Annotated in this window: 14 protein-coding genes; 3 read left to right on the top strand and 11 right to left on the bottom strand. The window is 42.8% G+C overall.

The genetic code is table 11. From position 1 onward, the window contains the following. Positions 1-127: 127 nt before the first annotated feature. Together HUS62_RS00155 and HUS62_RS00160 are read left to right on the top strand one after the other, a co-directional pair. Positions 128-472 (top strand): Hpt domain-containing protein, encoded by a 345-nt coding sequence (locus HUS62_RS00155; RefSeq protein WP_175078153.1) that lies wholly within the window; start codon positions 128-130, stop codon positions 470-472. A 93-nt stretch (positions 473-565) separates the two neighbouring features. Next, positions 566-1,783 carry a pyridoxal phosphate-dependent aminotransferase gene (locus tag HUS62_RS00160; protein ID WP_175078154.1) on the top strand — a complete coding sequence of 406 codons (1,218 nt, stop codon included), beginning with the start codon at positions 566-568 and terminating at the stop codon, positions 1,781-1,783. 25 nt (positions 1,784-1,808) lie between these two features. On the opposite strand, the gene HUS62_RS00165 is transcribed toward HUS62_RS00160, so the two are convergent. Genes HUS62_RS00165 through HUS62_RS00180 form a run of 4 tightly spaced genes read right to left on the bottom strand, consistent with a single transcriptional unit; the run spans position 1,809 to position 4,709 of the window. After that, the gene (locus HUS62_RS00165; protein ID WP_055021127.1) at positions 1,809-2,276 is read right to left on the bottom strand and encodes a glycine zipper 2TM domain-containing protein; all 468 of its coding nucleotides are present in this window, start codon (positions 2,274-2,276) and stop codon (positions 1,809-1,811) included. Between the two features lie 12 nt (positions 2,277-2,288). Continuing rightward, positions 2,289-2,900 (bottom strand): penicillin-binding protein activator LpoB, encoded by a 612-nt coding sequence (lpoB, locus tag HUS62_RS00170; RefSeq protein WP_054561262.1) that lies wholly within the window; start codon positions 2,898-2,900, stop codon positions 2,289-2,291. 10 nt (positions 2,901-2,910) lie between these two features. After that, the gene (locus tag HUS62_RS00175) at positions 2,911-3,336 is read right to left on the bottom strand and encodes a YcfL family protein (RefSeq protein WP_054552954.1); all 426 of its coding nucleotides are present in this window, start codon (positions 3,334-3,336) and stop codon (positions 2,911-2,913) included. Between the two features lie 8 nt (positions 3,337-3,344). Then, complete coding sequence (locus HUS62_RS00180) at positions 3,345-4,709, bottom strand: COG3014 family protein (RefSeq protein ID WP_175078155.1); 1,365 nt, start codon at positions 4,707-4,709, stop codon at positions 3,345-3,347. Between the two features lie 137 nt (positions 4,710-4,846). Here HUS62_RS00180 and HUS62_RS00185 point away from each other — a divergent pair, with 137 nt between their 5' ends. After that, positions 4,847-5,716, top strand: coding sequence for a DMT family transporter (locus HUS62_RS00185; protein ID WP_175078156.1), 870 nt, complete (start codon positions 4,847-4,849; stop codon positions 5,714-5,716). Here the strand turns inward: HUS62_RS00185 and HUS62_RS00190 are convergent. The 7 genes from HUS62_RS00190 to HUS62_RS00220 form a co-directional block, all read right to left on the bottom strand. Beyond that, complete coding sequence (locus tag HUS62_RS00190; protein ID WP_175078157.1) at positions 5,703-6,383, bottom strand: M15 family metallopeptidase; 681 nt, start codon at positions 6,381-6,383, stop codon at positions 5,703-5,705. The two genes, HUS62_RS00185 and HUS62_RS00190, sit on opposite strands and share 14 nt — an antisense overlap. After that, positions 6,380-7,510, bottom strand: coding sequence for a succinyl-diaminopimelate desuccinylase (gene dapE / locus HUS62_RS00195; RefSeq protein ID WP_138600092.1), 1,131 nt, complete (start codon positions 7,508-7,510; stop codon positions 6,380-6,382). The genes HUS62_RS00190 and dapE overlap by 4 nt, the downstream gene beginning before the upstream one ends. Continuing rightward, complete coding sequence (locus HUS62_RS00200; protein ID WP_175078158.1) at positions 7,510-7,854, bottom strand: ArsC family reductase; 345 nt, start codon at positions 7,852-7,854, stop codon at positions 7,510-7,512. Before HUS62_RS00200 ends, dapE begins: the two co-directional genes overlap by 1 nt. 5 nt (positions 7,855-7,859) lie before the next feature. Further along, positions 7,860-8,357, bottom strand: a complete 498-nt coding sequence (locus HUS62_RS00205) for a PTS glucose transporter subunit IIA (RefSeq protein ID WP_054561267.1) — start codon at positions 8,355-8,357, stop codon at positions 7,860-7,862. Positions 8,358-8,360: 3 nt separating this feature from the next. Next, on the bottom strand, positions 8,361-8,753 hold the full coding sequence (locus tag HUS62_RS00210; RefSeq protein ID WP_175078159.1) for an ACT domain-containing protein: 393 nt from the start codon (positions 8,751-8,753) through the stop codon (positions 8,361-8,363). A 209-nt stretch (positions 8,754-8,962) separates the two neighbouring features. After that, a complete protein-coding gene (gene pta, locus HUS62_RS00215; protein WP_130166282.1) occupies positions 8,963-11,119 on the bottom strand; it encodes a phosphate acetyltransferase in 2,157 nt (718 codons plus the stop codon). A gap of 4 nt (positions 11,120-11,123) precedes the next feature. Beyond that, on the bottom strand, positions 11,124-12,338 hold the full coding sequence (locus tag HUS62_RS00220; protein WP_175078160.1) for an acetate kinase: 1,215 nt from the start codon (positions 12,336-12,338) through the stop codon (positions 11,124-11,126). Positions 12,339-12,401 lie beyond the last annotated feature (63 nt).

The following is a 12,401-nucleotide window of genomic DNA, read 5'->3' on the forward strand; positions in this document are numbered from 1 at the left end:
GAACTCAGGTGTAAATCAAAACTATGCCTAGTATACATGAGCTTAACTCGCAAAGCAGGTTTGCTTTTTAGCTATGAACGGCTAAAGTTGCGATTTATATAATTACGTTTTTGATTAAGGGATAAAGATGACGACAATCACAATTGATGAGAGTGCACTTGAAGGGATGGAATCACTTTTAGGTGACCAATTTGCCGACACCTTGACCTTTTGTTGTAGTGAATTTCAGCGTTTAGGTTCTGAAGTACTTGCAAACCTTGGTTCAGATAACGAAGCAGCTGCAAGGCATGCACACAGTTTAAAATCAAATGCAGCTCAATTTGGTGCCGCGAGTTTATCATCGCTTGCTCAAGAAATTGAACTGACCCTAACCCAAGGTGATGTCGCTACTGCACAAGAAAAATCACAAACCCTTGATGAACAAGTTTCAGGTTCTGTAGAAAAATTACAAGCTTGGTTCGCTACTCGCTAAAAACTTGAATTTATTTCAGTTATAACCGCAAAAATCCTCTGGCATGGTACCCCTTTACTGGGGTAGTCTTAAGGCTAATTAGTAGAGGTAACCATGTCACAAATCAAAAAGAGTCACAAACTAGACGGTGTCTGTTATGACATACGTGGGCCTGTGCTTGCACAAGCTCGAAAAATGGAAGACGAAGGGCAAAAAGTATTAAAGCTAAATATTGGCAACCCAGCTGCCTTTGGCTTTGATATGCCTGAAGATATGCACAAAGATATCATCCGTAACTTATATTCAGCCCAAGGCTACTGTGACTCTAAAGGCCTCTACTCAGCCCGTGTGGCTGTCTATCAACACTATCAGCAACGCGGTTTATTTAATCTTGATGTCGATAATATCTACATCGGCAATGGGGTCAGCGAATTAATTCAAATGACCACACAAGCATTACTTGATAATGACGATGAAGTGCTTATTCCTGCACCGGATTATCCGTTATGGACAGCATCAGTTAAATTAGCAGGGGGTAACCCTGTGCATTATCTATGTGATGAAGAGCAAGATTGGTTCCCTGATATTGCTGATATTAAATCGAAGATCACCTCAAAGACCAAAGCGTTGGTGCTTATAAACCCGAATAACCCAACAGGGGCGGTGTATAGTGATGATCTGTTGATGGAACTTATCAATATTGCTCGCGAGCACAAGTTATTGTTACTGAGCGATGAAATTTACGAGAAAATCTTGTACGACGGTGTCAGCCACAGCTCTATTGGCGCACTGTGTGATGATGTACCAATTATCACCTTTAATGGCTTAGCCAAAACGTACCGCGCTGCGGGTTTGCGAATGGGCTGGATGGTGTTAAGCGGCCGCACTAGCATGATGGACGACTTAAGCCGTGGCCTAGATATGCTGGCATCAATGCGCTTATGTGCCAATGTGCCTGCTCAGTATGCTATTCAACAAGCTTTAGGCGGTGTGCAGTCAATCGATAACTTGATAAACCCTGGTGGTCGATTGTATGTGCAGCGTGATATTGCATGGCGTGGTTTAAATGCCATTGATGGTATTAGCTGTAAAAAGCCTAAAGGGGCACTTTACGCTTTTGCGAAAGTGGGTACGGCGCACTTTAACATTAAAGATGATGAGCGCATGATTTTAGATTTACTCAAAGCTGAGAAAATCTTATTAGTGCATGGTCGCGCATTTAATTGGCCTGATCCTGATCATTTCAGATTGGTATTTTTACCAAACAAAGATGATTTAACAGAAGCCATGAGTAAGATGCAGCGATTCTTCGCTGATTATCGACAAAGCTAAAAAAAGCGAGCCGAGGCTCGCTTTTTTAATAAGCTTTATCAACACGCACCGTGTTATCGGTGAGGTAGACCAAACGTACTTTATCACCTTGGTTAAACAGCATTTGGTTGTCTTTATCTTGCACAACCATAAATTGTTCGCCGCTTTCTACTTTGATCATTAATTCAACGAGCTGATACTGTATAACGCGACTGTTTTGTTGGCGGTTGTGGGCAACAGAGCCACCAATCATCGAACCTAAAATGGTTGCTACAGTGCGGCCACTGCCGCCACCAAACTGATTACCGATAACACCGCCAATTAGCGCACCACCAAACGTTTCCCAGCCGTTGGTTTTATCTCTGACCAGCTCTTGTTCAGTAATTGTTCGCACTGACTGTACTGAGCCAAACAACACCTGTTGTACAGGTACTGCTTTGTTACGCTGATAGTCAGCATAACTTGGCGAGCTAAGTAATAAACAGCTTGCTAGGATTGCTACTAGGTATTTCATAAACCCTCCTGACTACCAGCCAAAAGTTGATTTCTCACGTGTTTTACGGATTTCAGTTTCATCAGCCCACTCAACTAGGCCGCTTTTTAAATCCATTAAACGCATAGTGAATTTATAATACACATCAGCCTTGTCAGCATTTGATTTAACAATGCTCGATAAGTTGCCGTATAACATATATTGCGCACCAACTTGCTGGCCAAAGGCAATAGCGGTATTTGGATTTACAAGTGGGTCAACGTTTTGGAAATTAAGTTGCTCGCGCACAGCTTCAACGCGGGTCATATCAACAAAGCGGAACTTACCACTGCGTAATAACTGTGTTGAGATTGAATCAGTAATAGATTCAGTATCAATATGCTCGCTCGTTTTGTTTTTAATACGCTCAACAAACACGATAGGGCGGGTATTTGCTGTCATGGTGCCAACCACAGGTGAAGCAAGTAACGAGTCTGTCATTTGGCTTGCTACTTTTTGTAGATCCGTTGAGCCAAAGTTGATATCTGTGGTTTCAACAGCTTGCGCATCACCATAGCTAACAACGGCTTTATTAGCACAACCAGACAGCAATAAAGCGCTTGTCATTGCAACGGCCGCAGCCGACTTAACAGAAAGTAATTTCATTGTGGTATCCTTAATCTTCAAATTCTTGTGCTTCTGTTGACACTTCACGCACTGCAAGCGAGAAGGTGACAGCATTTGCTGTCGGGGCTAGGCCCGGTAATTGGGTCTTAGCAAATCCAAATAATGTAATAGGTTGCCAAGGTGAGTGGTTGCCGCGAATAACAAAGCCATCAGCGTCATACCAAGTAAATTGATACTGTAAGTATTGAGATTTTTTGTACTGGCTTGCCAGTGTCACAACAACATCTGTTAAGCCATTTGTTTGGCGTGTTTTTACATCTGTAATGGCTAATTTCTTGCCAAGTTCAGGGTTATTAACAATCAGTTGTTGGTTATACTGTTGTGATGCCTGCTCAACACCAATGCCAGAAGTGGTAGGGCGTGAGGAGCAAGCCGCAACAAGTAAAATGGTTAATAGTGGCACTAAGTATTTCATCATTGCTCCTAGAGTTGTACGACATGTGTGTCGTAGTAGTTATTTATAGAGGTTAGAAAAATCAAGGTTAACCCTTGCTTACTAACCGTAAAGTCTATTTCGCCATGCCCTGGCACGGTTAAAGCGTGCTGACCTGCTGGCATCGCCTGCTGAGCAATACTCAGTTGACTTGGTAAAGTCGACCAGCTTCGCGTATCAGCCTGCTCTGATGCAATGTTATAAATATTCGCTAAAATATTACCGACATCGCCGCCGCTTCTTGCCAATTCTGCACGCATCTTTTCTTTTGCTACCAAACGCATTACTTGGCGGGTTATTCTGCCAGCACTTTGATCTTTTAACGTCTTTGCAGCCAACGCTTCAAGCCTAACAATGGGCGTAAGTGGCAAATTTTCGCCATCGAGACTCACGGTTTTATCACTGCCCGCATAAGGCGCATCGCGATAAACTGGCATGGCAATACTGTAAAAGCGAGCATCACCACGGGAGGTATAAATGGGTAATCGTAAATGAAACTCTTGCCTTGCTGGTATCAACCCTTGCTCTGCAATTACAATTACTTGGCCCGTGTTTGCTTGAGTCTGCTTTAGCTTGCCAAAGCGTTTGCTAAATTCTTCAAAGTCCTGATCAAACCCTTGTTTTTTGGCAAGGCGTAACACTGTTTGCTGTAAGTAGCTATTTTCGCTATTTATTTCGAGTGCTTTCTTATAATCGATATAGGCATCATCAAACTGTTTATCTGCCTCATAAAGTAGGCCAGACAAATAAAACGTAAAGGCATTTTGAAAGCCATTTTTGACATTACCAATTAGCTCAGCCATATCAGGGTAGCCTTCGGCTGCCTGTTCCGCTTGTTCATCAAGTACGGCTTGATTGTCTTTAAGTGCATCTTCTTGCACTTTATTTGCACGTCTAACTTCAACTAATGCAGATTCAAGTTGTTTATCAAATACATAACTCAGTGCTTTGTAGCTATGCAGCATGGTCATTTCATAGGCTGCTGGCTCATAACCAATCACTGAGTCATTGGTTAATAATGAATTTGTTTGTTCAAGGCCTGCACTTAGTTGTACTTTGGCTGCTTGACGCTTTTTTTCCATATTTTGATAAACAGCTTCAAAGGTCTCATTGGCCTGAGAATTTTGTTTAGCCAAAAACTCAAGACGGGCCGTTTCAAGCTGATTTAACAAATAGTTACTATGGCCTCGGCTGTTACTTGGCAAAAGTTGCTGCGCACTTGCTATGTTATTTTGAGAAATAGCTTGGCGAACAGGTCTTAGCTGCGTCGCATAATCTTGGAATAGATCAGTAATACCTATGGTACTGCAACCAGATAACAGTAGAGCAGCTCCAATAAATAAACGTCGATGCACTGAACACTCCTTTTAAACAATGTACTGAGATTAGCATACGAGGCTTAACCTTCTATGATAAATTATGTAAAAAATCGTAAGTTAATTGTCTAATTTTAGGTCTTATCTTTTTTAAAACCAAAAGGATAACTCATTTGTTGAGCACCATACTGTATACCTTGATTGCACTTTGTGCGTTTGCAGCTAACTCTTTGCTGTGCCGGATGGCATTACAAAGTGGTGATATTGATCCGTTAAGTTTTACTGCTATTCGCTTAGCCAGTGGGGCGTTTATGTTGCTTGGCTTACTTTTATGGCAAACAACTTTATTGAGATCAAAATCACAATCAGCACAACCTTTAACCGATAAAGGTAACAATATCAGTGCCCTTAGTTTATTTGTTTACGCGCTGTGCTTTTCAGTTGCCTATGTTGATTTAAACACAGGCACAGGCGCACTTATCTTATTTTCAGCAGTACAGTTAACCATGATAGGCCATAGTGTTTTAAATAAAGAACCACTCAGTAAAGTGCAGTGGGGGGCTTTGTTTGTTGCTTTTGCGGGTTTTATTTACTTAATGCTGCCCTCAGCCACAGTGCCTTCTTTCATACCAGCAATGCTTATGGCGTTAAGTGGCGTGGCATGGGGTATTTACAGTATTCGCGGAAAATCATGCAGCTCACCGTTGCAAGCAACCAGCTTTAACTTTCTAAGAAGTTTAATACTCGTGCCAATTTTAGTGTTTCTAGCCGTGGTTGATTGGCAAGGTATTACTGCTAGTGGGGTTTATTTAGCGATAGCCTCTGGAGCGCTTGCATCTGGGCTTGGCTATAGCATTTGGTACATTGCACTACCTAGGCTTAAAAGTAGCCAAGCAGGGGTGGTGCAGCTAACCGTGCCTGTGCTTGCCACATTAGCTGGGGTGGTGGTTTTAGATGAGCAATTAACAGCGCGTTTAGTTGTAGCCAGCGCCTTAATTCTTGGCGCTGTACTGGTGTTTTTGATGGCTAAAATTAGGGCGTATTAATATTTAATACGTAGCGTTCATACAGGGTGTTAAGTTCGGCTAGTATCGCTTGTTTGCCGCTGAGCTCACTTTGTTCAATACATTGCTGTAATGTTGCAACTGACAAATACTGCATCATCTTTGCAGATACACCAATATGGCTGATATGCCAAGGCTCAGGGGCAACCCCACCTTTGTACTCTTTATAAGGGCGATAAAAACCATACTTTTCTAGGTTATCGTCAAGCCATGCAGCAAGCTTGGCAAAGGGTCCTGTGGGCGAATACTCATCAGGGGTTAATTGCAGCTGATAATCATCGTCAACAGGGCGGGTATCGTAAATGTCGAGGTCGGTACCAAAGTGGTGTCTGCTTGCCCCTGGAAGTGCCGAGTAAAGCATAATAGCATGGCACTTTTCAGTATCACTTAGGCTTTCTAAATCTACCGTTTGTTGCTCAAGGGTGTAAACCGGTCGAAGGCCCTGAAATTTAGCATTCCAAATAGCACTTTGACGATGAAAGTCGCGAAAGCTTGAGGCAATTGTTAGCTCAATACCTGCTTCTTTTGCTCCTTGCTGCAGAGCTAAAAAATCATTAACAATATCACGATGCAAGCGATGGTTTTGTAGCTCAACTAAATGTGAGCTACTTAACCCCGTGGCACATTGTTTAAGCTCGGTTTGGTTCATGTAAGCAGTTGCTCTAAAATGACTTCGTAAATATCAGCTAGTTGAATTAAATCATCGGTGCTAACACATTCATCTACTTTATGAATAGTTTCATTACGAGGACCAAGCTCAATGACTTTGGCACCCGTTTGTGCGATAAAGCGACCATCAGAAGTACCGCCGGTGGTTTCAAGTGCGGTGTCGCGTCCAGTCACCTGCTTAATAGCGTGCACGGTGGCATCAACTAACGGGCCATGGTCGGTTAAAAACGGTAGTCCATTGACAATCCAATTTAGCTCGTAATTCAGGTTGTGTTTCTCAACAATATCAACCACTCGCTGCTGTAGCTGTTGGTGAGTTACTTCGGTGCTAAAGCGAAAGTTAAATTGAATTTCAAGTTCACCTGGGATCACATTACCGGCACCAGTACCACCGTTAATATTCGAAACTTGAAAGCTCGTTGCAGGGAAAAATTCGTTACCTTGATCCCACTCGGTTTGACTCAGCTCAGTTAACGCAGGAGCAGCTAAATGAATTGGGTTTTGCGCTAAATGCGGGTAAGCAACATGGCCTTGCACACCTTTAACAGTTAAAAAGCCAGTTAAAGAACCGCGACGACCATTTTTTACTACATCACCAAGCACATCACGTGAAGATGGTTCGCCAACTAGGCATAAATCAATCTTCTCACCACGTGCTTCAAGAGTATCGATAACACGGGTTGTACCGTTGATAAACGGGCCTTCTTCATCAGAAGTAATTAAAAACGAAATTGACCCTTTATGATCTGGGTGTTTAGTCACAAAACGCTCTGTGGCAACCACCATAGCAGCTAAAGAGCCTTTCATATCGGCTGCACCGCGGCCATGTAACATACCGTCTTTTACCAGTGCTGAAAAAGGCGGGTACTGCCAATTTTTTGCAGGACCTGTTGGTACAACATCTGTGTGACCAGCAAAACAAAAATGCGGTGATGCATCTCCCTTACGAGCCCAAGTATTCAAGGTATCAGTGAAAAACAGTGATTCAATATTAAAGCCTAGTTTTTCAAGGCGTTCGTTCATTAACGCTTGGCAACCAGCATCTTCAGGCGTTACTGATTCACGCTGAATAAGCGCTTGAGCAAGTTCAATAACAGGGTGAGTCATTAGGCAAAGATCTCATCGTATTGAGCTGCTTTAAAACCTAAGTGGTATTGGCCGTTATGCACAAGTACCGGGCGCTTGATCATCGCAGGTTGCTCAACCAGCAATGCTAATGCAGATTCTTTATCTAGGGTTTGCTTTTGCTCATCAGATAATTGACGGTAAGTTGTGCCGCGTTTATTAACTAAATCTTGCCAATCAATATGCGCTGCAAATTCGTTAACTAGCTCAGCACTAATGCCGTCTTTACGGTAATCATGGAAAGTAAATTCTTGATTGTTATCAGTTAAATATTTCTTGGCTTTTTTGATTGTATCGCAGTTGCTGATACCGTACATGATAGTCATAAATTCTACTTTTTAGTTACAGTGAGTAATGTGTCTACCCCAGCAGTGACCTGAGATAGTGAATAATATAGGGGTCCAAGGTGTTGGCTATTGAGAACGCACAGTGTGCCAAGCATAGGGCTGCTCAGCTCGCGTAAATCAAAATAGGCTAATCGTTCACCTTTGCTAATTTTACTGCCATTTAATTTAGCAATATTGGTGTGGTTGATATGTTCTTCAACCGAAGAAAACGATAAGTTTAATAAAACTTTTAAACCGTTTTTTGCCTGTAAAATGTATTCTTTACCGGCATTTTTAACTTGTAATAGGGTGCCATCGAATGGCGCGATAATGTTGTGGCTAGTTAGTTCAACACTAATCCCTGGACCAAGGGTAGCAAAACGAAAAAATGGCTCAGGGTGCTCGCTAATGCTTTTTACACGCCCGGTAAATGGGCTTTTAATGGCCATGCAGCGCGCTTTTCTGAGGCTGCGTTCGGGTAAGTATTGAACTTCGTTAGTCATGGCTTATTTAACATCACCTAGCACATGGTAACCGTCTTTTTTCAGGGCTGTAATAGCTTTGGCCATACTTTGCTTTTTCACTAATACATAATCTGTATCGTAAGTTGATAAAGCAAAAATCGAAATCGACGCTTTTGCTAGCACGCCAGAAATGTTCGCCATAATACCAGTTAACGAAAAACCAAGTGGGCCAATGACTTCAAGTGCCTGCCAGTCGGTTTCTTGATCAAGACTGTCGAGTCGGAAACTACTAGGGCAGACAATAGACAGCTCATCAGCCGTTTTTGCAATAAAGAAAATAGCTTGTTGGAGTAAGGCAGGATCAATCGTCGCATCGACATCTAAACTATGAATGGTAAGTTCTTCACTATGAAGTTGTAACGTTTGTTTTGACATCTGCGATCCTATCTTTGAAGCCTTTGAATTTATAGTATAGGTAAACAAAGTTAAGATAAAGCGCAATAATTTTGATTGCTGAGGTTTTACTCAATATCGCTGTTGAGGTTGTCCACAGAATCTGTGGATAAATATGGGAATAGGTCAGTATAAAGAAGCTAATAGGCTAATTTATAAGGGGTTTATAAATTAGCCTAAATTTTGAAGGGTTAATTTTCTAAGCTTTCAACTTGCTTAGCTTGAATCGCTGTTAGGGCAATGGTGTAAACAATGTCGTCTACTAATGCACCACGACTCAAGTCATTTACCGGCTTACGCATACCTTGCAGCATAGGGCCAATACTAATTAAATCGGCACTACGTTGTACGGCTTTATAAGTTGTATTACCCGTATTTAGATCTGGGAATACAAACACTGTTGCTTTACCTGCAACCGGGCTGTCAGGTGCTTTCTTAAGTGCTACGTTTTCCATAATTGCAGCATCATACTGAAGGGGGCCATCAATTACTAAATCTGGGCGCTTTTGCTGGGCAAGTTTAGTGGCTTCACGGACTTTTTCTACGTCAGCGCCTGAACCCGAGGTACCCGTACTGTAGCTTATCATTGCAACACGAGGTTCAATACCAAACGCGGCCGCTGAATCCGCTGATTGAATCGCGATATCAGCCAGTTGCTCTGCCGTTGGATCAGGGTTGATAGCACAGTCACCGTAAACCAGAACTTGATCAGGTAACAACATAAAGAACACTGACGATACCAACGATGAACCTGGTGCAGTTTTAATTAACTGTAGCGGTGGGCGAATCGTGTTGGCTGTGGTATTTACCGCACCCGACACTAGGCCATCTACTTTGCCTTGCTCTAGCATCATAGTACCAAGCACCACGTTATCCAGTAATTGCTCTTGGGCAACCACTTCTGTTAAGCCTTTGTTTTTACGAATTTCGACCATAGGCGCAACGTAGTCGTTGATCACATCACCTGGTTCAACAATGGTTACGTTATCGTTAAGCTCAACACCTTGTTGCTCAGCAATTCGTAAAATCTCTTCTTTGTCACCAAGTAGGATTGTTTTTGCAATGCCACGTTGACCACAAATTGCTGCGGCTTTAATCGTGCGCGGCTCATTACCTTCAGGTAAAACAACCGTTTTCTTCGCTTGACGGGCTTTATCTGTTAGTAAGAAGCGAAACGCTGGCGGAGACATTTTACGAGTACGACCAACACTTTGCGCTAGGCTGTCTAACCAGTCAGAGTCAATGTTACTCGCGTTGTGATCTTTTACTTTATCGATACGTTGGTCATCATCGCACGGTACTTCCATATTGAAGTTGTGCAGTAATAAAGACGTGCGCCACGTATCTTCTTGTGTTGCAAGAATCGGCAGGCCGGTATTCATAGCTTGTTCGCACAATTTCATGATGCGATCTTCAGGCTTAAAGCCACCGGTTAATAAAATAGCCCCAAGCTTGGTACCATTCATGGCTGATAAACAAGCGGCAACGAGTACATCAGAGCGATCGCCCGGAGTTACCAGTAATGCACCTGGGGTAAAGTGGCTTAAAATATTCGATACAGTACGAGCACAGAAAGTAACGCGACGTAAACGACGATGAGCCATGTCGCCTTCGTTAATAACTTCGGCCTTTAGGTATTCACATAAATCACGCACACGTGGTGCTACTAGGTCGAAATCCCACGGGATTGAACCTAATAACTTAAATGGGTGTTTTCTGAAAATAGGCAGTGATGCTAAACGGTTTAATTCGTTTTCAAGTTGCTCAGGCTCATGAGCTTCAACAAGGTCTGCACGTGCGCGACCTTCGTCATCTAAAGGTGCATTAACTTTATTGAAAATACAACCTAGCACGCGAGGGTGGTTAACACCGCCATAGTTGCCTGAGGCAATTTCTAAACGGTCTTCAATTTGGTCGTTGCTATCGTTACTAGGTGTTAAAACAAAAACAATATCAGCACCCAGTGTTTGCGCGATTTCACGGTTTACACGGCCAGCATAAGGCTGACGACGTGTTGGCACCATACCTTCGATAATAGCAATTTCGTCTTCTTTAATGGTGCTTTCAAAGCGCTCTACGATTTCTTCTAGTAAATCGTCGCCTTTACCATCACCAATCATTTGCTCTGCATAGCTAAGCTCAAATGGTGTCGGCGGATTAATTGGCGAGCCATGGGTGACAATTTGCGTCGACTTTTCAGGGCCTGTATCGCCAGAGCGTGGCTGTGCAATTGGCTTGAAAAAGTTCACTTTAAGCGCTTTTTGCTCAAGCGCACGCACTAAACCAACAGAAACAGATGTTAAACCAACCCCAGTCGAAATAGGGATCAACATAATTCTACGTGCCATTTACTTAACCCTCCTTTGCAATGCGGGCTGCATCGTTAGCAATAACCCATTCTTCGTTAGTCGGGATCACAAACGCTTTAGCATGCGCTTGGCCTTTTGAAATTAAGCCTTCTTTACCAAAACGTGCCGCTAGGTTTGCAGCTTCGTCACACTCAAGGCCTAAAAAGCCTAATTGGGTGATTACTTTGTCACGAATGATATCTGAGTTTTCACCAATACCACCGGTGAAAATAAGTGCATCAAGGCGCTGCACAGGCACTAAGAATGCGGCGATTTGTTTTGCTAAGCGATAGCAAAAAATATCGAGAGCAAGGTTCGCTTGCGGGTGGCCCTCAACGGCGGCTTCTTCAATAGTGCGACAATCATTTGATAATTCACTAATACCTAACAAACCACTTTGTTTATTAAGTAAGTCATCAATTTCTTGCACTGAATAATTTAGTTGCTGAGTTAAAAACGTAAATAAACCCGGGTCGATACTACCACTGCGGGTACCCATCACTAAGCCTTCAAGCGGTGTAAGGCCCATACTGGTATCAACACTCTTACCATCTTTAATCGCACATACCGAACAACCATTACCTAAATGCGCACTGATCACATTGGTTTGTTCGCGCTCTTTGCCTAATAATTTTGCCGCTTCACCTGCAACATAATAATGGCTCGTGCCATGGAAACCATAACGTCTTACGCCGTGCTCTTTATAAAGCGAGTAAGGCAGGGCGTATAAGTACGCAATATTTGGCATGCTTTGATGAAATGCTGTATCAAACACTGCAATTTGTGGCAGCGCTGAGAACGCTTGCTGCGCAGTACGAATGCCCAATAAGTTGGCTGGGTTATGAAGTGGCGCAAGTGCCGCTGTTTTTTCGATAGCTGCAAGTACATCATCGTCAATAAGCACAGATTCAGTGAAATGCTCACCACCGTGCACAACACGATGACCCACAGCAATTAAATTATCTGCAAGCCCTAGCTCATTAACTAGCTTCACAAGCTCAGCAATTGCTGCATCGTGGGCTTGGCCCTTTGCAAGCTCAATAAGTTGTTTTTCACCATTATATTTATATTTGATTGAAGGCGTATCTGAGCCAAGGCGCTCAGCTAAACCAGAAATAACTTCGTCAGAAGTGGCGGCATCTAAAGTGGCAAATTTTAAACTTGAACTACCACAGTTCAGTACTAAAACATGTTGTGGTGAGCAAAGGGGCGTCGACATAGCTAGGTCCTAAAAGTACGATATCAGTCAGTGTATATTAAGGCTTGATAATTAGAATTCTTT

Source organism: Pseudoalteromonas sp. 0303 (assembly GCF_013349995.1).
In the GTDB taxonomy this organism is placed as follows: Bacteria; Pseudomonadota; Gammaproteobacteria; order Enterobacterales; family Alteromonadaceae; genus Pseudoalteromonas.